The sequence below is a fragment of the Seonamhaeicola aphaedonensis genome (assembly GCF_003386195.1).
In the GTDB taxonomy this organism is placed as follows: Bacteria; Bacteroidota; Bacteroidia; order Flavobacteriales; family Flavobacteriaceae; genus Seonamhaeicola; species Seonamhaeicola aphaedonensis.
On sequence record NZ_QRDX01000002.1, the window covers coordinates 32,396 to 56,667 of the forward strand.

Sequence of the window (24,272 nt, forward strand, 5' to 3'; positions counted from 1 at the left end):
TATGAACCAACGCATACCCACCAAAAGATACGGTTTTTTTTTAGGAACCTTTTTAATTACCCTTTTATTGTATGTAGATAGGGTATGCATATCGTCAGCAAAAGATTCTATTGGAACAGATTTGAATCTTACTGATATTCAAATGGGTTGGGTGCTAAGCGCATTTGCTTTAGGATATGCGTTATTTCAAGTTCCAGGAGGTGCTTTAGGAGATAAATACGGTGTTAGAAAAGTAATGACCACCATCATGGTGTTGTGGTCTATATTTACAGCTCTAACGGGTGCAGCTTGGAATTATATATCTATGTTGTTTTTCAGATTTATTTTTGGTGCCGGTGAGGCTGGCGCTTTTCCTAATATTTCGAGAGCTGCTTTTTCTTGGGTGCCAACCAAAGAGCGCGGTATTTTTCAAGGTATAAACTTTTCAGGATCTAGATTGGGAGCTGCTTTTGCATTACCCTTGGTAGCTTATCTTATTGATGCTTGGGGATGGCGAAATATCTTTTATTTCTTTGGAGCTATCGGTATTATATTTGCAGTTTTATTTTATACACTTTTTAGTAATAAACCAGAGGAACATAAAGCCTTATCCGATGTTGAGAAAGAATATATAGTTAAAAACCGTCAGCATGAAGTAGAAAAGGTAGGGGGTAATCTACCTTTAAAAACGGTTTTAACATCAAAGAATGTTATTTTGGCTATGATTCAATACATTGGAAGTAATTTTATTTTCTTTTTTACGCTTACATGGTTGTTTCCATACATAAAAGCTAAATACGGACTTAGTTTGGTAACCACTGGTTTTTACGCTATGTTACCTTTATTAGGAGGGGCTGTAGGTAACTGGGTGTCTGGTTTTATGGTAGATGCTATCTACAAAAAAGGCAAATGGAAACAATCTAGACAGTATCCAGCTACCATTGGTTTTGTATTTGTAGTAATTGGTATTATTGCGAGTTTATATATGGATACAGCCTTAGGAGCGGTACTTTGTTTGACGGTGGCTATCTTTGGAGCTGATATGACGTTGAGTCCTTCTTGGTCCTTCTGTATGGATATTGGAGAGGAAAACTCTGGAAAGGTATCGGGCATGATGAACATGGCAGGTAACCTAGGAGCTTTTACTACAGCTTTAGCATTTCCCTATTTACGTGAATGGACAGGAACTGACGCGCCTTTCTTTTATGTAGCTGCAACTTTAGGTGGGGTTGCTATATTTTGTTGGTCTTTTATGAACCCAAATAAAAAGTTGAATGATGAAATCTAAATTAAAAGGTGTGGCCATTGGTGCTGGTTATTTTAGTAAGTTTCAGTATGAAGCGTGGACACGTATTCCAGAAGTTGAAATTATAGCGCTTTGTAATTCTAATTTAGAGCGAGCCAAATCTATTATGGAACCTTATGGTGTGAAAAATCATTACACTGATTATAAGGAAATGATTTTAAAAGAAAAACCAGATTTTGTTGATATCATCACGCCGCCTGAAACGCACTTTGAGATGTGTAAATTTGCCGCAGATAACGGTGTTCACATTATTTGTCAGAAACCATTAGCGCCTACTTATGAAGAATCGCAGAAGATTGTAGATTATGTAGCCTCTAAAGGGGTACGTTTTGTAGTTCATGAAAATTTTAGATTTCAACCTTGGCATCGGGAAATAAAAAAGCTCATTACTAATAACGAAATAGGAGATTTATTCAGTCTTAACTTTAGGTCTAGAATGGGCGATGGTTGGGGAGATGACGCATATTTAGCAAGACAACCCTATTTTAGAGACTACAAAAATTTACTTATCTATGAAACAGGTGTCCATTTTATTGATACATTCCGTTGTCATGCTGGTGAAGTTACAAGTGCATATGCCATTTTAAAACGTTTAAATCCTGTGATTAAAGGAGAAGACTCTGGATTGATGGTTTTAAATTTTGAAAACAATGCGCATGCTATATGGGATGCAAATCGTTATAACGAAAATAATTTCAAAAAATCTAGATATACATTTGGCGAATACTTAATAGATGGGTCTCAAGGTTCAATTAGGCTTTATTCAGATGGAACAATTACTATTCAGAATTTAGGCGAAACTGAAAGGATACATGAATATGTACATAACGATATTGGTTTTGCAGGGGATTGCTGCTATATTTTTCAAAGAGATTTTATTGATAAGCTTAATTCTGGCATAGCCTTTGAAACCAGTGGAGAAAACTATTTAAAAACGTTACGAGTACAAGAAGCTGTTTATAAATCGGCAGAGATTAATGTACCTGTGACTATATAATTATTTAATTAACACTAGCTAAATATGAAATATTTTATTTGCTTAATAATCACTTGTCTTTGCTTTCAATTATCACATTCTCAACTGCTAGTAAAAGAAACTCAAGACTTAGTTAAGTCGGATACCTTTGTATTAAATAGCATTAATGACTTCAAAATAGATGATGATGCAGAAGCTGTTTATTATCAAGAAAAAAAGCGTGGTACACTTGCAATAAATGCGGCAAAAATTGAATTAAGAGATAAATGGGCTAGTGCCTCTCTTTATTTTGAAGGGGAAACAGGATATTATTCTGCGGAGCTAAACACTATTACTGAAAACGACGGAGAGTCTAATTATGAGTTTTATGTTAATGGAAGAATACTGAAGGCATTGGTGAATCCCGAAACCTCAGAATCTTTTAAGGAAGTTAAACTAAAAATAGGCAAACTATTTTTAAAGAAAGGCGATAAAATAAAAGTAGCCTCAAAAGCAGTAACTAATGGTAAGATACCAGAAAATGATGGTACGGCTTGGTCTAGAGGAAGATGGAAATCATTGATTTTAAGCCCCGTAGATTTTGATTTAGCGAATGAATTGAGTAAAGTTGCACCCTTTGAAGAAAAAGATGGTCTGTTGGTTGTTGAAGCTGAAGATTTTCATTTTAATACTGATAATGAAAGTCCCAGAAAATTTTTATTGCATAAGTATGGTGAAGATTTGCCTATGGGAAATACAAAAAATCATACTGAAACTGCTAGTGGTAAAGCCTATTTAAAAGCATTGCCTGATACCAGAGTTACACATGATGATAAGCTTATTATCAATGAGAATTTTTTTCCTACTCCTGGTATAGGCGGTATGGTATCTTATAAAGTAAAAATTAATAACCCAGGAACATATTATGTTTGGGTGAGAGCCTTCTCAACAGGAGCCGAAGATAATGGGATTCATGTGGGGGTAAATGGAACATGGCCTAAAAGTGGACAAAGAATTCAGCTTTGTAAAGGAAAACATAAATGGACTTGGTCATCCGCACAACGGGTGCCTGAAAATCATTGTGGGAATCCGCAAACAATTACATTGACTTTTGAAGAGGCTGGAGAGCACATTATTTCTTTTTCCATGCGTGAAGATGGCTTTGAACTAGATAAGTGGATTTTAGCAAAAGACAAGACTTATATTCCAGAAAATTAAAAGGATTTTTTAAGTTCAATTTTTAAATGGCTTTCTGAAAAAACGCTAACGTCTTCTTCTTTGACCAGAGTATTCCATAGCTTCACCCTTTCCAAAGCCATAACTGAAGCCAAAGGTGATAAACCTACCTCTAAAACTTCTATTAAGTAGGTAAAAGTTTTCTTGTATAGTTTCAGATTTTCGGATTCTTGAGGCAAAAATATCTCTTACACTAAAATTTAAAACACCTTTTCCTTTTATAATTTTTTTTCGAAAACCTAGGTCAGCAAAGATATTTTCAGCTATTTTACCTTGTACTGTTTTTACATCAGATTGATAGTTTCCGGTAACTTCAAAGTCAATATCCGCAGGAAGCCCAATTTTACTCGTGAGTTTTCCTGTCCATTGGTTTGCATTAAAGTCAATTGAAATTCCATTAAAATCACCTTGTCTTTGAAAGGTATTATAATTGATGTCACCATTAAAAACCAACCATTTTGCAACGGGATATTTTCCATTAACTTCAATACCTATAGCATCGGTGGTTCCTATATTATAAGGTTTATAGGTATTTACATTGTTTTCAAAAACAGAAACGCTTCTTTCTATGGTATTGGTGGTATAACGATAATAAACTCCAAAATTTAAAGAAGCTTTTCCTATATTATAAATATTAGTTAGCTCAAATGAATCTGTAAACTCAGGGAGTAAATCTGGGTTTCCAGTTCTTATATTAAAGTTGTTTCTAATATTAAAAAAAGGGTTTAAATCCCACAGTCTAGGTCTATAAACGCGCCGTGAGTAACCCATTTGGAGAGAATAAGCATTACTAAATTTATACGAAGAATGAAAACTTGGAAACAGGTTGGAGTAGTTTTGGTCATTTTGTTCGTTGGTATTAACAAGAAAAGTTTCAAGGTCTGTGTTTTCAACACGTAACCCAACTTTTACGCCCCATTTATCACCCTCATAAGCAGCGGTTCCATATATTCCAAGAACATTTTGGTTAAACTCAAAAACATTCGTTTGGTTAGGGTCTGAGATAAATTCACTTCCAACTAAATCTTTTACTTCAAAATCATTACTTACATTGTTTAGTAAGTATTGTGCTCCTGTTTCAATGGTGAATTTTTCGTTAAATGGTTTGGTATAATCAAATTTAAAGGTATGATTAGCTTCTTTAAAATCGGTTCGTGTTTTTTGAACAGCGTCTCTATCATCTCCAGCCAATGTTAAATCTTCAAAATCTGAGCTTTGTTCTTTTCCAAAAAATTGTCCTAAGGCACTAAAAAGAAGCATATGATCTTCATGATCATCAAAATCTTTTTTGTATTGCAATTCATATTGGTATTTTGGATTCGTAGCCTCGGTTTCTTCCGTTCTTTTCCAGTTAGTTAATTCATTACCATCAAATAAACTAAAATTTGTTTCAGAGGGTTGTTCTTCAATTTCGTAAGCAAAATTTCCAGAAAGCGTTAAGATATTATTTTTGTTTATGTGATAATCAGTTCCCAGAACAATGTTGTAATACTTCTCGTTTCGATATTCAGTACCCTCAGATTCTAAGGTGGTGTTGTTTATTAAATCTCTGTTGATATTTTTTCTGTCATTTGGCAGTTTTCTATAGCCCACTCCCAATTGGCTGAAAAGATTAAACTTTTCAGTGCGTCTGTTTAAGCTTAAACCAAAACTATGATTTGTAGGATCTCCAATATTTACACTAGCGGAACCGTTTAAGCCTTTACGCTCTTCTTTTTTAAGAATAATATTGATGATTCCCGAAGTTCCTTCAGCATCATATTTAGCCGATGGGTTGGTGATAACTTCAACACGCTCCATCATATCTGCAGTAATAGTACCCAGCGCATTACCACTATCACTTGCAATAATTGACGGTTTGCCATTAATTAATATCTGAACGCCTTGACTACCTCGTAAACTAATGTCGCCTTCAATATTTACATTTACAGAAGGAACATTATTTAATACTTCTAATGCACTTGCACCAGTACTGCTTAAATCTTTACCAATATTAAAAATGCGTTTATCTAGTTTAAACTCGGTTTTAGAAACTTCGGCTTCTACAATAATGGCATCAAGTTTTTCTAAATCTTCTTCAAGAAGAATGTTTCCTAAATCAATAGTTCCATTTTGCTGTTGAAATTCAAAAATTCTTTTTGTTTTTAGGCCAATAAAAGTAATCTCAATATAAAAATTTGACACTTCTGTTTGAAGCTGGAATGAACCCTCAGCTGTGGTTGTGGTTCCAGTTATATTCTCCTTAGTATTAACATCAACCACTAAAACGGTGGCATAAGCTACCGGTTGATTGCTAGAAGACTCCATTATCCTTCCTGTAATGCTAACACTTTTTTCTTGACTAAAGCCCAAAACTGCTAATAGAAGAAATGTAATATTAATAATTAGAGATTTATTCTCCTTTATGTTATTAAAGAGATTGTATGAATGTGATATTTTCAAAATTGACTTCAAAGGTTTATTATAAATATATAATTATTAAACATAAATATATTTAGGAAATAATTAGAAACTTTTTAAATTGTAACAGTTTTTAACATGAGCCTAACATCGTAAACGATAATTTTGTAAAAGTTAGAAATACAATATAACGAGTATATGAAAAAGCTACTAGCGTGTCTTTTATTGGTGGTTTCAATAAACAGTTTTTCTCAAATTTTAGAGCCAGTTAAATGGTCAACCTCTGTTGAAAAAGTTTCTGATACCGAATATATATTAATTAGTAAAGCAAAAATAGATAAAGGTTGGCATCTATATTCACAGAATGTTCCTGAAGATGGCCCAATACCAACTACATTTACTTATTATGTTGAAAATAACCCTAGTTTTAAAATTATTGGGAAAACGACCGAAGAAGAGGGACATACAGTTGATGACCCTGTGTTTGGTATGAAAATAAAGTATTTTGAAGATTCAGCAACCTTTAAACAGAAAATTGAATTAACTGCTGCAATTAATGAGATAAAAGGAGCTGTAGATTTTATGGTTTGTGATGATGCAAGATGTTTGCCACCCACTACTATTGATTTAATATTTCAATTTAAAGGGGAATCTGTAATTTTTAGCTCAAATGAAGACAATGTATTAATTTCAAACAAAGATAATTTAGCTATAAATAACGAGCTCTACGGTATGAACCCTGAAGACATTTCTTTAATTGAGAGTGGTACAAAAGAAAAAAAATCACTTTTGAGCATTTTTGGACTTGGCTTTCTTGGTGGGCTATTAGCCTTGTTAACTCCTTGCGTATTTCCAATGATACCATTAACAGTGAGCTTCTTTACTAAAAGCGAAGGCACAAATAAAAGCTCAGGAATTGGAAAAGCCCTATTGTATGGCTTTTTCATTTTATTAGTTTACCTCATATTAAGTGTGCCTTTTCACCTTTTAGATTCTGTAAATCCCGATATTCTAAACGAAATATCCACCAACATCTGGCTAAATATTATTTTCTTTGCCATTTTCGTGTTTTTTGCCTTTTCATTTTTCGGGTACTATGAATTGACTTTACCAGAAAGTTGGACCAATAAAACAACCAAAGGTGAAAACATAGGTGGGATTGTTGGTGTATTTTTCATGGCATTAACATTAGCTATTGTATCATTTTCTTGTACTGGGCCAATATTAGGTTCGTTGTTAGCGGGCTCATTAACTGCTGATGGCGGTGCATGGCAACTTACAGCAGGTATGGCTGGTTTTGGGGTGTCATTAGGATTGCCATTTGCATTGTTTGCTATGTTTCCAAATATGATGAACGCCTTACCAAAGTCTGGTGGATGGTTAAACACAACCAAAGTGGTTTTAGGATTTTTAGAGTTAGCATTGGCTTTTAAGTTTTTATCTAATGCCGATTTAGTTGCACATTGGGGATTGTTAAAAATTGAACCTTTTTTGATTATTTGGATAATTATTTTTGGAGGATTAGCGCTTTATCTTTTCGGGAAGATTAGATTCCCACATGATTCTCCCATTGTTAAGTTATCATTTTTTAGAATTTCAACAGCAATTTTAGTTACAGCCTTTGCGGTATATCTAGTTTCTGGTTTTAGGGTGAATAAAGAAACCAATACGTTCACATCGTTGACACTTTTAAGCGGATTGGCTCCTCCTGTGGGGTATAGTTGGTTTTTGCCAAGTAATACTACAAATAACCTAAAAACCTTTAAAGATTTAAGAGAAGGTATTGCGTATGCTCAAAAAGTTAATAAACCCATAATGATAGATTTTACAGGTTATGCTTGTGTGAATTGTAGAAAAATGGAAGAACACGTTTGGCCATTAGAGCAAATAGACAAATATTTGAGAGACGAATATGTTTTAATATCTCTTTATGTGGATGATAAAAAAGAATTACCCAAAAATGAACAAGTAGAAGTTGCCAGGGTAAATGGAGGAACACGATTACTTAAAAACTATGGTCATAAGTGGGCGAATTTTCAAACACAGTTTTTTAAATCAAATTCACAGCCTTTTTACGTGCTTTTGAGTTCTAATGGTAAGCAAATGTTAAGTGAACCCGTAGGTTACACCCCTAATGAAGAGGAATATGCTAAGTTTTTAAAATCAGGAATAGATACCTTTAAAAGTATTTTAAAAAGATAGACTACTCTATTATTTCAACCTCAAAAAGCTTATCCCAGCGTTTACCAGTAACAAAAATGGTTTTACTTTGCGGGTTGTAGGCAATTCCGTTAAGAACATCAAGTTTAGTATGTTGTGTTACTTGATTCTTTAAAGGAGTAAAATCTACAACACCTATGACACCACCATTTTTAGGGTTTATAATAGCAACCCCATTCTTTTGATATCGGTTGGCGTAAATTTTCCCTTCAATCCATTCCATTTCGTTTATTTGAGTGATCATTCCTTTGTTTGTACATACTTGAATATAATCTTCCTCTACCAGGGTTTCTGGATTTAGAAGCCATATTTTTTCAGATCCATCACTCTTATAAATCATATTGTTGTGGTTACATAATCCCCATCCTTCTTTGCTATTTCCATATTTAAAACTATTTAGTTTTTCAAGGGTATCAACATCATATACAAAACCAATATTTTCTTTCCAAGTTAACTGGAATACTTTATTGTTTAAAATAGTGAGACCCTCTCCAAAATATTCATCGGCTAGAGATACATTTTTAATAACCTCACCAGTCTTATAGTCAATTTTTCTTAGCTTAGATTCCTTATACTGTCCAGTACTCTCATATAAGTATCCGTTATAAAATTCTAATCCTTGGGTATAGGAAGTAATATCATGTGGGTACTCATTAATGATTTTGTATTTATAAATTTTGGGAGCTACACTATTTAAAATAGTTATTGGTATGGTTGTAGTTTGTGTCTCACCATCAAAATAAATAGTAGCTTCCAGAGTTTGCTTTCCTAGCTTAAAATCAAGTAAGGGTGTGTTGTTGGTTATTATTCGATTATTAAGTTTATAAACAACAGAGTCAATGGTGTGCTTATTTTTATTAAAAATAGAAAAGGTTAAGTTTTCGTTATTAGCTATATGACCTTTGTCAGTATTGGTTTTAATTAAAAATTCATCCTTTTTCTTTCCGCTATTTGAACCGCAGGAAATAATAAATCCACTTAAAAATATGATAAAAAGGTACTTAGGTATATACATGGTGTTTTTGAAAATTTAAGGCAAGATATTTATTTAAAATCAGTTTAGAAAAACATTGTGAAAATTTTAAAAGGTTGTATCTTTGCAGCCGGCAAGTCCTACACAACCAGCTCCTGTTGAATCCTCCAGGGCGGGAACGCAGCAAAGGTAAACGGTTGTAGCGGTGTGATGTAGGTAGCTTGCCTTTTTTTATGCGCTAAAGTTAAATTTTCTTTTCGGCAATGTATGTTGTATTTTGCTACGTGTTTTTAAATATAGTATAAGAAATGTCTAAGGTTGTATTAATAACAGGTGGTTCATCTGGAATAGGAAAGTCTATTGGTGAATTTCTTTCAGAAAAAGGGTTTGTAGTTTATGGAACTAGCCGTAATCCCTCAAAATATAAGGGGAGTAAGTTTCCTATTTTGGCTTTGGATGTAAAAGATGTTGCTTCAATTAAAAGTGCCGTTAAAACTGTGATTGAAAACGAAGAAAAATTAGATATATTAATTAATAATGCTGGTGCGGGTATCACAGGGCCTATAGAAGAGATTCCAGAAGCAGAAATACAAAAGAACTTTGATACTAATTTTTTTGGCCCCATAAATGTCATTAAATCTGTATTACCACAAATGCGGAAACAGAACAGAGGTTTGATAATTAATGTAACCTCTATTGCAGGTTATATGGGGTTGCCGTACCGAGGAATTTACAGTGCCAGTAAAGGTGCTTTAGAATTGACTACAGAGGCTTTTAGAATGGAGCTTAAAGGTTTCAATATTAAAATGACCAATGTTGCACCTGGTGATTTTGCTACTAATATTGCTGCTGGCAGGTACCACGCACCGCTTTTAGAAGATTCGCCTTATAAAATACCTTATGGTAATACTTTAGAACTTATGAATGCTCATGTAGACTCAGGAAGTGACCCTAATTTAATGGCAAAGAAAGTTTTTAAAATTATAAATACTACTAACCCTAAGGTTCATTATAAAGTGGGCGAGTTCATGCAAAAATTCTCTATTGTTTTAAAGCGAATTTTACCCGATAAGGTTTATGAAAAGCTTTTAATGAATCATTATAAGCTTTAAACTATTTATTTATCAAACCTAATAGTTGCTCTTCAAAATTATGAGAAAAGATATTAGAGTTTGAACTGACAATTTTTTGATCTTTATCTAGAATAAAGGTCTTAGTCATTGGATAGATAGCTAAAGTTTTTTTAGATTCTTTGGGGTTTTTAAATAAATATTGATTATCACAATTAAACCTACAATCTTTCAAGATTTGCTTTGGCTTTTCAAGGTCAACATCATCAATATTAATGGTAATGAAATTTATTTCAGGATATTTTTCTCTTAACTCAGTAATCTTGTTAAAACTTTTTTTAAAGTGATCATGATAAATATGAGACCAAAAATTAACTACAGTTGGAGATTTTATTAAAGAATTAATCTCAAATTCTTTGTTGTTATAATCTAAAACCTGTAGACTAGGTAAAGTAGCTCCAGAGACCAATTGTTTTATTGAATTGGCATAATTAGTCATCATAGTTTTAGATTTTTCACTATTGGTTTTATTAATGTATGCTTCTAAGATTTCACTATTACTTTTTTCGTTATTACTCATGGCTATGTACTTAATAGTGAAATGATATAATAATTCTTCTTTAATATCAGTGTCGGTAACTAAACTGTCAATAAGGTGTAACCTATCTAAATTATAACACAAAGAGCTCCAGCGAAAATATTTATCTTCAGTATGGTCACAATGATTTTCAAGAGCTATCGTATTAAAGCTATGTCTTAAAAAAGTATAATAACTATGGTAATTTTTAAAGAAGTTATCGTTATAATCGATGTCTTTCCTGTAGCTGTAAAAATCATTAGGAAGTGATTTCAAAACATCTCCTTTGTTTTTGCCATAATGTATAAAAGGATATACTTCTTTACTGGAGTAGTATGTGTAATTAATATTAGCAAGAGCAATCTTATTAAATAAATCAGAACTGTTGTGTTTTTTGATAAAATGATCTAGTTTTTTGAGTTTGATTTCTCTTAAAGAGTCTATTCTTCTTTGATAATTTTCAGGGTCTAATTGGCAAAGCTTAAGAATATACTTTTCTTCTTTTTCAGTTTCTAAAAACTCATTTATGAAGTAGTTGTTCTTTTTAGCTCCTTTTCCGGTATAAACTAAAGATTCATCAAACTCTAGAGTGTTTAACCTTAAAAGCAAGCTATCATTGTGCTCAATTAAAATTAATTGATATTCACCTCCATGTTTAAAACTATAGAGACCTTCCTTGAGACTATCAATTTTAAAGAGAAAGCGGTTTCTACCATCTAATTTAATAGTATCAGCTTTGTAACCTCCTTTTTCTAGAACCACAAATTTGGTATTGGGGTTTATAATTTCACCCCCAAAATAGGCAATATTGTTTTCGGTATTAGAGCCATTTTCTTTACAGCCCCAAAATAATATTAGTGAGGATAATAATATCGCAATGTATAGCTTCATGAATCCCTCGTCAGTTTAATTTGTCTTGCAAAAATATAAGTTGTTCTTATACACTGTTGTTAATGCGTTGTTAAATATTGAAAACGTTAAGTTAAACGGTTATTTTGAGCGATTAAAAATAGGCTATTTAAGTTTCCACTTACCAATTCATTTTTCTACTTTTGCCAAAAATTTAAAACAAGCACATGTTATCAGTTTCAAATCTTTCAGTACAGTTCGGTAAACGTATTCTTTTTGATGAGGTAAATACGACCTTTACACAGGGTAACTGTTACGGTATAATTGGCGCCAATGGTTCTGGGAAATCTACATTTTTAAAGATATTATCTGGAAAAATGGATCCCACATCTGGACATGTATCTTTAGAATCAGGAAAACGTATGTCTGTTTTAGAGCAAAACCATAACCTCTATGATGCGCATACGGTACTAGAAACCGTTTTAATGGGAAACAAACCATTATTTAACATTAAAACTGAAATAGATGCCCTGTATGCCGATTACACTGATGAAAATGCCGAAAAGATAGGAGAACTTCAAGTGCAGTTTGAAGAAATGAATGGTTGGAATGCTGATAGTGATGCCGCAGCTATGTTATCTAATTTGGGAATCAAAGAGGATTTTCATTATACATTGATGAGTGATTTAGACGGAAAACAAAAAGTACGTGTGTTATTAGCACAAGCGCTTTTTGGAAACCCAGATGTACTTATTATGGATGAGCCTACCAACGACTTAGATTATGAAACCATTTCTTGGCTTGAAACCTTCTTAGCAAATTATGATAATTGTGTTATTGTAGTATCTCATGACCGTCACTTTTTAGATGCGGTTTGTACACATATTTCAGATATTGATTTTGGAAAAATCAACCATTATTCTGGTAACTATACATTTTGGTATGAATCATCTCAATTAGCGGCACGCCAAAGAGCACAACAAAACAAAAAGGCTGAAGAGAAAAAGAAAGAACTAGAGGAGTTTATCCGTCGTTTTTCTGCTAATGTTGCTAAAAGTAAGCAAGCAACTAGTAGAAAGAAGATGATTGAAAAATTGAATATTGAGGATATTAGGCCATCATCTCGTAGGTATCCAGCCATTATTTTTGAGCGTGAAAGAGAAGCAGGTGACCAAATTTTAAACATTGAAGGGCTTGCGGCTTCTATTGATGGCGATTTATTGTTTCAGAATATTGATCTTAATTTAGCTAAGAGTGATAAAGTAGTTGTGTTTTCAAGAGATTCTAGAGCTACTACAGCATTTTATCAAATTTTAAATAATAAGGAAAAGGCCGATGCAGGAAAATTTTCTTGGGGGATCACTACAACGCAATCGTATTTACCGTTAGATAATAGCGAGTTTTTTGATAATAATTTAACACTTGTTGATTGGTTGCGTCAATGGGCTAAAACAGAAGAGGAACGTGAAGAAGTTAATATTCGCGGATTCCTTGGGAAAATGATTTTTAGTGGTGAAGAGGCTTTAAAGAAAAGCAACGTACTTTCTGGAGGAGAAAAGGTACGTTGTATGTTAAGCAGAATGATGATGATAAGAGCTAATGTACTTATGCTAGATGAACCTACAAATCATTTAGATTTAGAGAGTATAACAGCCTTTAATAATTCACTTAAAAATTTTAAAGGCACCATATTGTTTACAACCCACGATCACGAATTTGCACAAACGGTTGCCAATAGAGTTGTCGAGTTAACTCCAAACGGTGTTATTGATAGGTATACTACCTTTGATGAGTATATGCAAAATCCGAAAATAAAGGAACTTCGTAACAAAATGTACAGAGTAACGGTTTAAGCCTGTAACTCTGAGTTTATTTCCTCAATGATTAAAACAGCTTTGTCAAGTTCATCGTTATGAACATATATTTCCTGGAAGTGTGATGCAGAACTTCCTAAAATGTCTGTTATAATTCCAGAATCTGTTTGATCTTTTACGATGGGGTTGATGCTTACTTTTTCAAGTTCATTAATAATGCGTTGAACTATAATTAAATCACCTGTAAAAACCTTTATGTAGTTTGAATCTGTCATGGCTAAAAAAAATTAAGTGTTCTCTTAAATATACAAAATTTAAACGAAAAAAAAGCCAGCTAATTGCTGGCTTTTCAAGTTTATCTTAAACTAAATCATCTTAATTCTGCCCCTAATTCTTTTTCAAAATTAGCTTGTAGTTTATTCATTATTTTGTCAATTTGCTTATCGGTAAGTGTTTTATTCTCGTCTTGAAGGGTAAAGCTAATGGCGTAACTCTTTTTACCTTTAGGTAAGTTTTTACCCTGATAAACATCAAACAAATCAACGTCTTTGAGTAGTTGTTTTTCGGTTTGTGAGGCTATTTTATCAATGTCTTCAAAAGTAATAGATTCGTCTAAAAGCAATGCAAAATCTCTTCTTACTGCAGGGTATTTAGGGATTTCTTTAAACTTAATGCTGTTATGTTTTACCAAGTCTAAAACAGAATCCCAATAAAAATCGGCATACAATACATCTTGAGAAATTCCAAAGTGCTTCAAAACCTTTTTATTTATAAGTCCAAAGTCTACCAGTTTGTTTTTCCCTAAGCACAAACTAATACCTTCGCTAAAAACATCATTGCTTACAGGAGATACTTTGTAACGAGATAAACCTAAACGCTCTAAAACAGCAGTAATAGTTCCTTTTAGAAAAAAGAAATCACTTTTTGTGACAGTGTTAGTCCATCGTTCTTGTGAGCGGTTTCCTGTTACAAAAATAGATAGGTGTTTGAATTCTTCTCTGGAGTCATCATATTGATGGTATGTTTTACCAAATTCAAACAGTTTTAAATTATCTTGTTTTCTGTTTATATTATAACTCACTGTTTCTAAGCCAGAAAACAGTAGACTTTGACGCATTACACCTAAATCTGTACTTAAATGATTTAAAATAGAGACGTTATGGGTGTCATTTAATTGCTCACTTAACTCAATGTACTTTGTAGTAGTTAATGAGTTGGTCATAATTTCAAAGAACCCTTGTGAAACTAGTTGGTTTCCCACCACATTTTGTATTCTGAAATCATCAAATTTAGAGGTACTAGAAATAGAAGCATTTAACTTTTTTGTGGTGCCAATATTGTTATATCCGTAAACACGCAGTATTTCTTCAATAATATCGGCTTCACGTTTTACATCATTTCTGTAAGCGGGTACAGTAAGTCCCAAGCCAGCTTCTGTTACATTATTAACTTTAATTTCTAATGAAGTTAAAATACTTTTAATAGTTTCTTTTGGAATTTCTTCTCCAATTAATTTTTTTGCATTTTCAAAACTCAATCTTACTTGAAAGTCTTCTATTTTTTTTGGATAAATATCAATAATATCACTTGTAATCTCACCACCTGCCAATTCTTGAATTAGCAAAGTAGCTCGTTTTAAAGCATATTCTGTGATATTTGGGTCAATACCTCTTTCAAATCGGAATGAGGCGTCCGTATTCAACCCGTGACGTTTAGCAGATTTTCTTATCGAAACCGGATTAAAATAAGCACTTTCTAAAAATATACTAGTTGTACTTTCTGTAACTCCAGAATGTTCACCACCAAAAACTCCCGCGATACACATGGGTTTTTCGGCATCACAAATCATTAAATCATCTTCATGTAATGCTCGTTCCACACCATCTAAAGTTTTAAACTTCGTACCTTTTTTTAGAGTTTTAACTTTAATTTTGTTGCCAGCTATTTTTAAAGCATCAAAAGCATGTAAGGGTTGCCCGAGTTCATGAAGTACAAAATTAGTAGCATCAACCACATTATTTATAGGGGCCAAGCCAATAGCTTTTAATCTATTTTGAAGCCAAGTTGGTGATTCTTTAACTTTTAATCCAGAAATTGTAACACCACAGTATCGTGGGGCTAAATCTTTATTAATGACCTCAACATCCATCTTTAATGTACGGTTATCTACACGAAACGCACTAACAGATGGTGTGATAAGTTCCAAGTTTATATCCTTTAGTAGCAAACCAGATTTTAGGTCTCTTGCTGTACCTAAATGACTCATGGCATCTGCTCTGTTGGGCGTTAATCCAATTTCAAATACATGATCATTCTCAATCTCAAAAATGTCAGCACAAGGTGTCCCCACTTCTAGGTCTGAATCCAAAACCATAATACCTTCATGAGATGATCCAAGTCCTAGTTCATCTTCGGCACAAATCATACCATAACTTTCTTCACCTCTTATTTTGCCTTTTTTGATTTTCCAACTTTCGCCTTCATGAGTGTATAAAGTTGTACCAATAGTAGCTACAGGTACTTTTTGACCAACAGCAACATTAGGTGCACCACAAACTATTTGTAAAGGTTCTACATCACCAATATTAACAGTAGTTACTTTCAGTTTATCTGCGTTTGGATGGTTTCTACAAGTTAAAACCTCACCAACAACAATACCTTCCAGTCCACCTTTAATAGATTGATACGTGTCAATACCCTCTACCTCTAAACCTAAGTCTGTTAATAGTTCTCCGGTTTTTTCAGGAGTCCAATCTATTTTTATGAATTGCTTTAACCAATTGTATGAAATCTTCATAAAGTATGCTTCTTATTGAGAGGGCAAATATAAAACTATAGAAAATAGATTCAAATAATACGTATGGATTTGTTAATTATTCAAATCCTCTATGATTTTATTAAAATCATACTGTAAATCATTATGTAATGTTGATAGTTGCTTTTTAGCCAATTGAAACTGACGGTTATACATATTTTGTAATTGAGTACTTCTGTTTATACTTGGCTTAAAGTCTTTTAGTTTTTTACAAAAGTAGAGGAGGAGCTCCACTTCGGTTTCTTTGTTTTGGGAATATCTAACATATTTTTTTGTGTTTCTTAAAATCTTCCTCATACTTTTTCTGATGTAGTAATAACTGTCTCTATTGATGATATCAAATTCTTCATCTATATACTTTTTAACGCTCTCAATGTAACCAGCCTCATTATGAGATTCAAACAAGAGATATGTAAGTAGTTCTTTGTTTTCCTTTTTAAACCTTGAAAGCCTTAAACATATATCTTGTAACTCTTTGTTTGAAAGCTCATTGAGTTCTTGTCGTATTTCTTTAACTGAGACTGCTTTCATTTCACTTTATAGTGTTTTTTTATAATCCTTTTTACATAGAATAATCGTATTAAACCAATTACCAAAATGATTGGAGATATTATTAATAGGACTATACCAAAGGCTTTTAACTCAGAGAAGAATTCAAGTTTCATAATGGTTATTCCTGTTCCCAAAAACACGATGAAGGTTCTAAAATAGGCTAAAAAGGTTCTTTCGTTGGCAAGTTTGGTTCGCTCTATAGCTAGCCAATCTCTTGTAATTAGATTGGATTCTTTGCTCATTAAATTGTTTATTAAGCTATAAATATAAACATTAAGCCTTTCAAATTAAATGAAAGGTTTAATGTTAAGAGATCTGGTATATTATTTTTAGTTGTAATGAAATGTCTTGCTTAGGTCTACATTTTCAAATTCTTCGCTTACTGGTAAATCAAATTTATATTTAGTTTTGGTATCTGTTTGAACTTCTAAGGCAGAAGAAGATTCAAAATCCATAACATGGCCTCCCCATTTTTTGTCATCACTTATAAAATGAAAATGATGACCTCTCGCGTTTATATCACCAATGTAATCTGGACAGTAAAAGCCAACCAAAGTTCCAGATATATTTTCGGCATCAAATACAGGTCTGTTGGGTATTAAAACATCCAATCCATCGGTAAATGGTCTTTCAACTTTAGGAACTCCTCCTAGTTTAATGTGTTTAAATTGACCATGAATTTTGTAGATATAAAAGTAGTGAGGTGATTTTTTCTTGGCATCTAATTTTGAGGCTAAATCGGTAAATTTGATGGGTTCTTCAACAAGAAAACTATCTTCTTTTTCAAAAAAAGCAGCATCTGCATACACAATTTGGTCGTCATCTTTACCAACACTAATTTCTCCATTTTCTCTAATTCTATAGGCTATACCATCAAGCATAACCAATTCTCCATCTAAAAAATCAAAAGAGCCTAGACCAACATCACCATGTGATTTAAGTTCTTTTACCGTAAGGTTACCATCAAAAACTTTATTAACAAAGGCAAACCAAATAGAGTATTGATAAAAAGTGTCTTGGGCATCATGATTAATAGATGGGATTTCATTAATAATTGTATTTGCCGATTCAGTTTTTTCAGTTTTATTTTGACATGATAACAACACTCCTATAGCTAGTATTAACACTGCAAGTTTAAATGTAAATTTCATAATTTGATTTGTTAAGTTGATAAAAAGACAGATGAACGAATTTAGTTATTTTATGCGGTAAAGTCAATTCCAAGATTATTAAAATATTTAAATCTGGATCAACAGAAAAGCCTTTCGTTTATGAAAGGCTTAGAAGTGTATTATAATTATCTTAATTTAGGAAAGTCTGCAGGGTTAGCCTCATGCATTACACCGTAAACCGCTTCAAAAATATCCTCGGCAGATGGCTTAGAGAAATAATCACCATCATCTCCATAGGCTGGCCTATGTGCTTTTGCCGTTAACATTTTTGGTTCACTGTCTAAATATTGAAATGCTTTTTGATTGCTTAATAATTCATCTAGAATATAAGCCGATGCACCACCAGGAACATCTTCGTCAATAATCATGAGCCTATTTGTTTTTTCAATACTCTTTACAATATCATGATTCAAATCAAAAGGCAGTAAGGACTGCACATCAATAACTTCAGCATTAATACCTATAGTCAGCAAATCCTTGGCGGTTTTTTCAACAATACGTAAAGTAGAACCATAAGATACCAAGGTGATATCTGTTCCTTCTTTAACGGTTTCTACAACGCCAATAGGTGTTTTTAAAGACCCTAGATTGTTTGGCATTTTTTCCTTTAGTCTATAACCATTAAGAGATTCAACTACAATAGCAGGATCATCACCTTGTAATAGGGTGTTGTAAAAGCCAGCTGCTTTAGTCATATTTCTTGGGACTAATAAATTAACGCCTCTGGCCAAATGCAAGATCCCACCCATTTGTGAACCTGAGTGCCAAATGCCTTCAAGTCTGTGTCCACGGGTTCTTATAATTAAAGGTACTTTTTGTTTTCCTTTGGTACGGTAATGGGTTGTAGCTAAATCATCACTGATAGTTTGCATAGCATATAGGATATAGTCTAAATACTGAATCTCGGCAATAGGTCTTAATCCGCGTAAGGCCATACCAATACCTTGACCAATAATAGTAGATTCCCTAATGCCCGTATCTGCAATTCTGAGTTCACCATATTTTGCTTGTAAACCTTCTAGTCCTTGATTAACGTCTCCAATGTTTCCAGTATCTTCACCAAAAACTAATGCTTCTGGGTGATTGCTAAAAATAGCGTCAAAATTATCTCTTAAAATAATTCTACCGTCAACTTGTGGGGCATTATCATCGTAGGTAGGTTTTACCTCTTTTATACGCGTATTAGAGTGTGCAGTTTCTGAGAATAAATGAGAACTGAATTTAGGTTGAGTTACTTCAAAATAAGAATCTATCCATTCAGATAAATTTTGTTTTTCAATAGTTGATTCTCCAATGGTATACCTTAACGCTTTTCTAGCATGTGACAGTATATCTTTTCTTGTTGGTTCGTCTATAGTTACTAAGTTGTCTTTTAATTTGGAAATAAACACACCATTGGTAGATTTAGAGGCTAATTGTGTTAACAATGAAACCAAATCTGTTTTGTCTTTTAAAATAGGTCTTAAGAATGTATTCCAAGCATTCTTTTTTGCTTCTCTTACCTCTCTTTTTATAATGCGTTCAATTTCAACAAGAGCTTCATTCGAAGAAATACCACTTTCAATAATCCACTCGCGCATTTTTAAGTTACAATCATGTTGTCTTTCCCATTCTAAACGTTTGGCACTTTTGTAACGTTCATGTGAACCTGAAGTTGAATGCCCTTGAGGTTGGGTAAGTTCTGTAACATGAATTAAAACAGGCACGTGTTCATCTCTTGCTATATCACTGGCCTCTTGAAAAGTAGCAACAAGGTTTGCGTAATCCCAACCTTTAACTCGTAATATTTCATAGCCATTACTTTCATTATCACGTTGGAACCCCTTTAAGATTTCTGAAATATTTTCTTTTGTGGTTTGATGTTTAGCATGAACTGAAATGCCATAATCATCGTCCCAAATACTAATGACCATAGGGACTTGAAGTACTCCTGCAGCATTTATAGTTTCAAAAAATAAGCCTTCGCTAGTACTGGCATTTCCTATAGTTCCCCAAGCAACTTCATTACCATTTACAGAAAAGTTGTTGGACTTAATTCCTTTTACTTTTCTATAAATTTTTGATGCTTGTGCCAACCCCAATAAACGAGGCATTTGACCTGCTGTGCAAGAAATGTCGGCGCTGGAATTATACTGTTTAGTGAGGTCTTTCCAATTACCATTTTCATCCAAACTGTGCGTTACAAAATGCCCTCCCATTTGTCTTCCGGCAGACATGGGTTCTTGTTTTATATTGGTATTAGCATAAAGACCAGCAAAAAATTGCTCAGCATTAAGTTCACCTAAAGCCATCATAAAAGTTTGGTCACGGTAATACCCAGACCTCCAATCACCTCTTTTAAAGGCTTTGGCCATGGCTAATTGGGGTACTTCTTTACCGTCACCAAAAATGCCGAATTTAGCTTTTCCTGTTAGCACTTCACGTCTTCCTAATAAACTACATTCTCTACTTTTAAAGGCTATTTTGTAATCATTGATTACTTCTGCTTTAAAATCTTCAAATGATATGTTTCTTAAATCAGGAATCTCTTGCATAAGTCAAGGTTTTTGGCTCACGCAAAAGTAGCTAAACTTTACGTTTTTTGCAATTATATTAAAAGGTATGTTATTGATGATTATTAAAAAATAAATGAAAAACACTTAAAAAAAAAATAATTTTTCATATTTAACAATACATAAGTAATAATTTTTTAAAAACATTGATTTTAAAACCAACGCCTCCTGAATAGACCTAACAAGACTTCAGGGTCTGCTGTGAATTTAAATCTAATTTTTTGATCATAGTTGGGTTGTGTAATTTCCCAACCTAAATTTGAATATACCGGAAAGTAAATTTCAAAGTAATCTGTTACTAAGTTTAGACGTATGCCAGAATCATAAACAAAATGGGCAGAATCGTATTTGTTTTTAACCAGTCCAATGTCTCCATAAGCCAAAATATATCGCCAAAGTGTGGTACTAGCATTTAATGTGCTAATCCATTGATTGGCAAAAGGAAAGTCTAGTTTCGATTTAAAACCACCTTCCGCTGTAATAAATTGTTGACTAAAAATCCCAGATGATTCAGATCTACCCAAGTAGGCATAATCAAATAAATAATCAGTTGGTCTGTCAAGGGCAAAACTAAAGTAGTTAGAATCTACGTCAGTATTGTTTTTAAGGAATGCGCCACTAAAAAAACGTAAATTTATCTGTCTGTTGCTTTCAAAAAGTTTTCTATACTCGTAGTTAAAGCTAATTTTGTTAAAGTTCTTAGCTACCTGATAATCTACATACCATTTTTTGAAATCTATCAGGTTGTCGTTTGAGTATACATAACGAGCATTAAATATGGCATAATTTGGTTCGTTGGAGGTTAGGATATTATTTAGATCTCTGTCTCTTTTAATGTCAATATACCTAAATGTTAAAGACTGTCTTTCATTTGAACGAAAGTCATCATCTTTTCTAAAAGAAAATATTATTGATGGTGTAATTTGTCTAACAAAAAGATCTTCCGCATATGACGAATAACCTCCAGCAATGCCATAGGTAAGATTAAATAGGTTTGTATTGTTAAAATAATGCGTATTTGAAACAAATCCAGAGCCTGTAAGTGTTTTAGAGTTTAATGCATATTGCGGTTCTATTCTATAGTTAAACAGCTTTCTAAGTACTGTTTTATTATATATTCTTGTTCCTAAAGTAAATCCATCATAAATGTTGTTAAATTCTACAGCAGGCATAAAGAATACTTGGTTGTAATGAGGATCTTCAATATCCTGAAACACTCTAAATTGAAAGGGTTTATTGTTAAAAAAGAAGCCTTTTAAAGATTTCCAATTATCTCTAACATTTATCTCAGGAATTACTTTATTATAGTTTAGAACAAGTTTATTGGCTTCATTTGTAGGAATAGTAATGGTTTTACGGTTAGTAATGTTTTCAATCCATTTTTTTGAAATAATGCTGTCATCCTTTAAACTATAAAGCGATATAGGCATACTATTATCTCGTTTGTTTTTAATGGTGACCGTTACAGAATCTTCAGTTTTGATAACCTTCCCTATTTTAAAATCGATTTTTTTTCTGGTGTTTATGTAATCATTAAAAAACCAATCAATGTTTTTGTTTGTTTTAGATTTTATGTATTTCTCAAAATTTTTAGTTGAAGTTTCTTTAAGTTTAGTCTCTTTTAAGAAGTTGTTTAAGCTATTTTCTACAACATTGTGATTAATAAAATCGTCTAAATACCTTAAGCCAACACCTGCTTTGTATTTACTGGATATATTAGCATTAAATTTTAAAAGAGAATCTTTAGCCATGGTTAGTTTTTGATCTCTATTGGTTCTTGCCATTAACATGAATGCTAATGAGTATTTATCATTAAATTTCATATCAGCTATATGAAACGAGCGAACTCCCCAAATGTCAGCAATGGTTCCCAAAAACTTCATATTAGGATAGTGTTCATCAACATACTTCATGGCAAAGTATATTTGAATGGCGTCTGTAAGCCATTGTTCTTTTCTGGGGTTAAGTAAAAGGGTGTTCTCTAAATGGTTAAGGAGTGCAATTTTTAGTATTTTCAATTCATATTGAAAATGGTTAGGATATGGCTTAATAAATTTGGGAAGAAAGTTTAAACCATAAATAGGTGATTTGTCATAATCAATTTGACTGAGTAGGAGTCTTTCATGTGGGTACTTACCAATGTTTTTGTTTAAAAATCCTAAAACTTTTTCTATTATTAATATCTTATCTATTACTTCTAAACCTTCGTCATCTATACTAGATACCAGAGCTAAATTTTCATTTTCAATGGTTTTAAAATCTTTAGTTTTACTTAAAAAAAGTTTCGTGCTTTTTCTATTTAAACCATGAAGATTTATTGTTTGCGTTTTAGAATTTTGAGTGTGTATTCCTGTATTTAATTCGGAGGTTATAAAATATCCGTTAGGAAAATTTATCTCAAAATTTAAATCGGCTATAGGGATGTATAAATCATCTAAATCTTTATTACTATAATATTGCCACTGGCCATTATATACTGCAGGGGTTATGTACCAATACCTTAAATTGATATTTCCAATATCTGTCATGCCGTATTTTGTAAATTTTGCACTAGGTAATTGAACAATATTTTCTAAACTTAAAATATAAAAATCTCCTGGTTTTAGAGGTTTATTAAGAGTAACTTTTAGAACGTCTGGGTGCTTTTCAAGCTCACAATAAGCCACATCTTCATTATTTTGTTTGATGGAGGTTACTATAGAATAACCTCTATCTTCATTTTTAGCTAAATGAAAATCATTAATATATTCATCGGCAATGCGTTGTGCTAAAGGTGTGTTTTTCGTAGCATAACTATTTGCCCAATTATTTAAGTATATAATTTGCAACTCATCCTGTGAAGTGTTTTGATATTGAATAGTTTGAGAAATCTTAATCTTTTTGTCTTCAACATCAAAAATTGCCTTGAGGTCAATTTTGTTTTGACCAAAGCTATAAAAGCATATTAAGCTGAAAATTAGGCAATTTATTAGACGATAATTCAAATTAAAAAAACATTATTGAGGTTAAAATTCATTTAAAGGCAAATAATATAAAAATAAGTGTTGAACGTTTGCAGCTATTAAACAAATAAACAGGTTAAATTCCTAAATCTAGAAGTTAGGACTTAACTGAGACTCTTTATAAAAATTATCTAGTATGGTTATAACTTCATCTGCAGAATCTACCAAATGAATAAGATCTAAATCTTTTGGACTTATATTTCCAAATTCCTCTAGTAAGGTCTTCTTAACCCAATCTAACAAGCCTTCCCAGAAATCTGTTCCAACTAGAATGATTGGAAATTTGCCAATTTTATGTGTTTGGATTAAGGTTAGTGCCTCGAAAAATTCATCTAAAGTTCCAAAACCACCAGGCATAACTACAAATCCTTGCGCATATTTTACAAACATAACTTTACGAACAAAAAAGTAATCAAAATCTAAACTTTTATCATGATCAATATAGGGGTTGTCATGTTGTTCAAATGGTAATTCTATATTCAATCCAACAGACGTTCCTCCTCCTAGATGAGCCCCTTTATTCCCAGCTTCCATAATTCCGGGTCCTCCACCAGTAATAATACCATATCCAGCTTCCACTATTTTTTCTGAAATATCAACAGTTAGCTTATAATATTTATTATCTGGTTTTGTTCTGGCTGAACCAAAAATTGAAACGCAAGGACCAATTTTGCTCATTTTTTCAAAACCATTGACAAATTCACCCATGATTTTAAAAATAGCCCAAGAATCGTTTGTCTTTATTTCATTCCAACCTTTATGGCGCAGTTCTTTTCTCATATCAAAATTAATTTTATAAG

At 32.6% G+C, this 24,272-nt stretch carries 17 protein-coding genes and 1 other RNA gene; 7 read left to right on the plus strand and 11 right to left on the minus strand.

What is annotated here, in order from left to right:
- Position 1: 1 nt before the first annotated feature.
- From DFQ02_RS03945 to DFQ02_RS15110, 3 genes are read left to right on the plus strand one after another with little or no spacing between them, the layout of a single operon-like run.
- A complete protein-coding gene (locus DFQ02_RS03945) occupies positions 2-1,267 on the plus strand; it encodes an MFS transporter (protein WP_116039711.1) in 1,266 nt (421 codons plus the stop codon).
- Positions 1,254-2,282, plus strand: a complete 1,029-nt coding sequence (locus DFQ02_RS03950) for a Gfo/Idh/MocA family protein (RefSeq protein WP_245940194.1) — start codon at positions 1,254-1,256, stop codon at positions 2,280-2,282. Before DFQ02_RS03945 ends, DFQ02_RS03950 begins: the two co-directional genes overlap by 14 nt.
- A gap of 24 nt (positions 2,283-2,306) precedes the next feature.
- Positions 2,307-3,458 (plus strand): hypothetical protein, encoded by a 1,152-nt coding sequence (locus tag DFQ02_RS15110; RefSeq protein ID WP_181896343.1) that lies wholly within the window; start codon positions 2,307-2,309, stop codon positions 3,456-3,458.
- Between the two features lie 45 nt (positions 3,459-3,503).
- Here DFQ02_RS15110 and DFQ02_RS03960 read toward each other — a convergent pair whose 3' ends face one another.
- Positions 3,504-5,918 (minus strand): outer membrane beta-barrel family protein, encoded by a 2,415-nt coding sequence (locus tag DFQ02_RS03960; protein WP_245940195.1) that lies wholly within the window; start codon positions 5,916-5,918, stop codon positions 3,504-3,506.
- Between the two features lie 156 nt (positions 5,919-6,074).
- Here DFQ02_RS03960 and DFQ02_RS03965 point away from each other — a divergent pair, with 156 nt between their 5' ends.
- Positions 6,075-8,078, plus strand: a complete 2,004-nt coding sequence (locus tag DFQ02_RS03965; protein WP_116039714.1) for a protein-disulfide reductase DsbD family protein — start codon at positions 6,075-6,077, stop codon at positions 8,076-8,078.
- Between the two features lies 1 nt (position 8,079).
- On the opposite strand, the gene DFQ02_RS03970 is transcribed toward DFQ02_RS03965, so the two are convergent.
- Positions 8,080-9,111 (minus strand): glutaminyl-peptide cyclotransferase, encoded by a 1,032-nt coding sequence (locus DFQ02_RS03970; RefSeq protein ID WP_116039715.1) that lies wholly within the window; start codon positions 9,109-9,111, stop codon positions 8,080-8,082.
- Between the two features lie 89 nt (positions 9,112-9,200).
- Between DFQ02_RS03970 and ffs the strand changes: the two genes are divergently transcribed.
- Both ffs and DFQ02_RS03980 read left to right on the plus strand, forming a co-directional pair.
- Positions 9,201-9,299: signal recognition particle sRNA small type (gene ffs / locus DFQ02_RS03975), an RNA gene on the plus strand.
- Between the two features lie 78 nt (positions 9,300-9,377).
- Positions 9,378-10,181: an SDR family oxidoreductase gene (locus tag DFQ02_RS03980; protein WP_116039716.1), complete on the plus strand. Its 804-nt coding sequence runs from the start codon at positions 9,378-9,380 to the stop codon at positions 10,179-10,181.
- A 1-nt stretch (position 10,182) separates the two neighbouring features.
- On the opposite strand, the gene DFQ02_RS03985 is transcribed toward DFQ02_RS03980, so the two are convergent.
- Complete coding sequence (locus tag DFQ02_RS03985) at positions 10,183-11,607, minus strand: TlpA family protein disulfide reductase (protein ID WP_116039717.1); 1,425 nt, start codon at positions 11,605-11,607, stop codon at positions 10,183-10,185.
- A gap of 185 nt (positions 11,608-11,792) precedes the next feature.
- Between DFQ02_RS03985 and DFQ02_RS03990 the strand changes: the two genes are divergently transcribed.
- Positions 11,793-13,418, plus strand: coding sequence for an ABC-F family ATP-binding cassette domain-containing protein (locus DFQ02_RS03990; protein WP_116039718.1), 1,626 nt, complete (start codon positions 11,793-11,795; stop codon positions 13,416-13,418).
- Here DFQ02_RS03990 and DFQ02_RS03995 read toward each other — a convergent pair.
- The 8 genes from DFQ02_RS03995 to DFQ02_RS04030 all read right to left on the minus strand — a co-directional run bounded on the left by DFQ02_RS03995 (position 13,415) and on the right by DFQ02_RS04030 (position 24,252).
- Positions 13,415-13,654 carry a putative signal transducing protein gene (locus tag DFQ02_RS03995; RefSeq protein WP_116039719.1) on the minus strand — a complete coding sequence of 80 codons (240 nt, stop codon included), beginning with the start codon at positions 13,652-13,654 and terminating at the stop codon, positions 13,415-13,417. The two genes, DFQ02_RS03990 and DFQ02_RS03995, sit on opposite strands and share 4 nt — an antisense overlap.
- 95 nt (positions 13,655-13,749) lie before the next feature.
- The gene (pheT, locus tag DFQ02_RS04000; protein ID WP_116039720.1) at positions 13,750-16,176 is read right to left on the minus strand and encodes a phenylalanine--tRNA ligase subunit beta; all 2,427 of its coding nucleotides are present in this window, start codon (positions 16,174-16,176) and stop codon (positions 13,750-13,752) included.
- Positions 16,177-16,248: 72 nt separating this feature from the next.
- Entirely contained in the window at positions 16,249-16,725 is a 477-nt protein-coding gene (locus DFQ02_RS04005; protein ID WP_116039721.1) for a hypothetical protein, read from the minus strand.
- The gene (locus DFQ02_RS04010) at positions 16,722-16,988 is read right to left on the minus strand and encodes a DUF202 domain-containing protein (RefSeq protein WP_116039722.1); all 267 of its coding nucleotides are present in this window, start codon (positions 16,986-16,988) and stop codon (positions 16,722-16,724) included. Before DFQ02_RS04010 ends, DFQ02_RS04005 begins: the two co-directional genes overlap by 4 nt.
- An 87-nt stretch (positions 16,989-17,075) precedes the next feature.
- Complete coding sequence (gene budA / locus DFQ02_RS04015) at positions 17,076-17,897, minus strand: acetolactate decarboxylase (protein ID WP_116039723.1); 822 nt, start codon at positions 17,895-17,897, stop codon at positions 17,076-17,078.
- Positions 17,898-18,043: 146 nt separating this feature from the next.
- A complete protein-coding gene (locus DFQ02_RS04020; protein WP_116039724.1) occupies positions 18,044-20,452 on the minus strand; it encodes an alpha-ketoacid dehydrogenase subunit alpha/beta in 2,409 nt (802 codons plus the stop codon).
- Between the two features lie 170 nt (positions 20,453-20,622).
- The gene (locus DFQ02_RS04025) at positions 20,623-23,454 is read right to left on the minus strand and encodes a gluzincin family metallopeptidase (protein WP_116039725.1); all 2,832 of its coding nucleotides are present in this window, start codon (positions 23,452-23,454) and stop codon (positions 20,623-20,625) included.
- Positions 23,455-23,562: 108 nt separating this feature from the next.
- Positions 23,563-24,252 carry an LOG family protein gene (locus tag DFQ02_RS04030; RefSeq protein ID WP_116039726.1) on the minus strand — a complete coding sequence of 230 codons (690 nt, stop codon included), beginning with the start codon at positions 24,250-24,252 and terminating at the stop codon, positions 23,563-23,565.
- Positions 24,253-24,272: the final 20 nt, after the last annotated feature.

Excerpts from the sequence above, each read along its gene's own strand:
- DFQ02_RS03945 (WP_116039711.1), top strand. The coding sequence starts at position 2 with ATGAACCAACGCATACCCACCAAAAGATACGGTTTTTTTTTAGGAACC.
- DFQ02_RS03950 (WP_245940194.1), top strand. The coding sequence starts at position 1,254 with ATGATGAAATCTAAATTAAAAGGTGTGGCCATTGGTGCTGGTTATTTT.
- DFQ02_RS15110 (WP_181896343.1), top strand. The coding sequence starts at position 2,307 with ATGAAATATTTTATTTGCTTAATAATCACTTGTCTTTGCTTTCAATTA.
- DFQ02_RS03965 (WP_116039714.1), top strand. The coding sequence starts at position 6,075 with ATGAAAAAGCTACTAGCGTGTCTTTTATTGGTGGTTTCAATAAACAGT.
- DFQ02_RS03970 (WP_116039715.1), bottom strand. The coding sequence starts at position 9,111 with ATGTATATACCTAAGTACCTTTTTATCATATTTTTAAGTGGATTTATT.
- DFQ02_RS03980 (WP_116039716.1), top strand. The coding sequence starts at position 9,378 with ATGTCTAAGGTTGTATTAATAACAGGTGGTTCATCTGGAATAGGAAAG.
- DFQ02_RS03985 (WP_116039717.1), bottom strand. The coding sequence starts at position 11,607 with ATGAAGCTATACATTGCGATATTATTATCCTCACTAATATTATTTTGG.
- DFQ02_RS03990 (WP_116039718.1), top strand. The coding sequence starts at position 11,793 with ATGTTATCAGTTTCAAATCTTTCAGTACAGTTCGGTAAACGTATTCTT.
- DFQ02_RS03995 (WP_116039719.1), bottom strand. The coding sequence starts at position 13,654 with ATGACAGATTCAAACTACATAAAGGTTTTTACAGGTGATTTAATTATA.
- pheT (WP_116039720.1), bottom strand. The coding sequence starts at position 16,176 with ATGAAGATTTCATACAATTGGTTAAAGCAATTCATAAAAATAGATTGG.
- DFQ02_RS04005 (WP_116039721.1), bottom strand. The coding sequence starts at position 16,725 with ATGAAAGCAGTCTCAGTTAAAGAAATACGACAAGAACTCAATGAGCTT.
- DFQ02_RS04010 (WP_116039722.1), bottom strand. The coding sequence starts at position 16,988 with ATGAGCAAAGAATCCAATCTAATTACAAGAGATTGGCTAGCTATAGAG.
- budA (WP_116039723.1), bottom strand. The coding sequence starts at position 17,897 with ATGAAATTTACATTTAAACTTGCAGTGTTAATACTAGCTATAGGAGTG.
- DFQ02_RS04020 (WP_116039724.1), bottom strand. The coding sequence starts at position 20,452 with ATGCAAGAGATTCCTGATTTAAGAAACATATCATTTGAAGATTTTAAA.
- DFQ02_RS04030 (WP_116039726.1), bottom strand. The coding sequence starts at position 24,252 with ATGAGAAAAGAACTGCGCCATAAAGGTTGGAATGAAATAAAGACAAAC.